Below are 705 nucleotides of genomic sequence, written 5' to 3' on the forward strand. Positions count from 1 at the left end.
ATCCGGGTTGCGGACAGTGTCTGGTGGGTAGTTTGACTGGGGCGGTCTCCTCCCAAAGAGTAACGGAGGAGCACGAAGGTTAGCTAATCCTGGTCGGACATCAGGAGGTTAGTGCAATGGCATAAGCTAGCTTGACTGCGAGAGTGACGGCTCGAGCAGGTGCGAAAGCAGGTCATAGTGATCCGGTGGTTCTGAATGGAAGGGCCATCGCTCAACGGATAAAAGGTACTCCGGGGATAACAGGCTGATACCGCCCAAGAGTTCATATCGACGGCGGTGTTTGGCACCTCGATGTCGGCTCATCACATCCTGGGGCTGAAGTAGGTCCCAAGGGTATGGCTGTTCGCCATTTAAAGTGGTACGCGAGCTGGGTTTAGAACGTCGTGAGACAGTTCGGTCCCTATCTGCCGTGGGCGCTGGAGAATTGAGGGGGGCTGCTCCTAGTACGAGAGGACCGGAGTGGACGCATCACTGGTGTTCGGGTTGTCATGCCAATGGCACTGCCCGGTAGCTAAATGCGGAAGAGATAAGTGCTGAAAGCATCTAAGCACGAAACTTGCCCCGAGATGAGTTCTCCCTGAGACTATAAGTCTCCTGAAGGAACGTTGAAGACGACGACGTTGATAGGCCGGGTGTGTAAGCGCAGCGATGCGTTGAGCTAACCGGTACTAATGAACCGTGAGGCTTAACCTTACAACGCCGAAG

The 705-nt window shown here is 54.6% G+C and carries 1 rRNA gene; it reads left to right on the forward strand.

Annotation, left to right across the window (positions count from 1 at the left end):
- Positions 1-693 (forward strand): 23S ribosomal RNA (locus ACTJI7_RS22785); the annotation flags it as partial.
- Positions 694-705: the final 12 nt, after the last annotated feature.

Origin of the sequence: Enterobacter sp. 22499 (assembly GCF_052044815.1) — a bacterium.
GTDB lineage: Bacteria > Pseudomonadota > Gammaproteobacteria > Enterobacterales > Enterobacteriaceae > Enterobacter > Enterobacter bugandensis.